We start from the raw sequence: 789 nt of genomic DNA, 5'->3' as shown, positions 1-789 counted from the left end.
TCGTCTTAAAAGGTAAGTCAGAGCGGGTCATGATTTTGCTCATTCTTACGTTGAGCGACTCGCTTGTTCTATCGTCCATTTGCCCAATAAAAGTGTAGCCAGTCATTCTGTCGACTAAAGTCACGATACAGTGCTTGGTTCCGCGGCCAACGACGGTATCAATTTCCCAGTGACCAGGCTCTTTTCGATGCTCAGCTTTTGCAGGTCTTTCGGTAATATGGCGCTTTGTTGCTAGCCGCCCTCGGCTGTCTTTTGAGTTATACCTTTTACGTCTTTTCTTGGTGGATTGTCGTAGGTGTTTCCATAGTGTTCCACCGAGAGTTTTGTCGTTCCAAACATGCTGATAAATGAGCTCGTGACTCATTGTTGGGTAGCCTCTTACGTTTAGGTATCCGACGATTTGGTCAGGGCTCCAATCCAGTCTTAACAAGGCTTCAGGTAACCTGAAGTCGATTTCGCTATAGCGCTTATTTCTGCGCGATCGGCTCAATCGGTTGCGAGCCATTTGTTGGGCTCTCCATGCCTGATAGGAGTACCTTTTAAAGTGTCTGTTATATCGGGAGTTGCGTTCAATTTCTCGATAGATAGTGGCTTTGTGACGACCCAGTTGTTTAGCTATTTTAGCGGTACTAATTCCTTGCTTTCTGAGTGCAGAAATCATATACCTTTCGTTCTCAGTGAGGTGTGTGTATTTCATGTTTTTTACTTCTTGGCGGGAGCAAACTTCATGATTATCGCATCTCACTGTTTTTATGTTCAGAGGTGTCGCACTTCGTACTTGAATCCAAG

Annotated in this window: 1 protein-coding gene; it reads right to left on the bottom strand. The window is 45.0% G+C overall.

All coding sequences use genetic code 11. The features are described from left to right. A partial coding sequence (locus FKN16_RS24320) for an IS30-like element ISVa6 family transposase (RefSeq protein WP_170903741.1) occupies positions 1 to 697 on the bottom strand: 697 nt, incomplete at its 3' end. Positions 698 to 789 lie beyond the last annotated feature (92 nt).

Source organism: Vibrio sp. 11-4(1) (genome assembly GCF_013048625.1).
Lineage (GTDB): Bacteria > Pseudomonadota > Gammaproteobacteria > Enterobacterales > Vibrionaceae > Vibrio > Vibrio diabolicus.
Note: the sequence above shows the minus strand (reverse complement) of the source record. Positions and strands in the feature narration are given on the sequence as shown.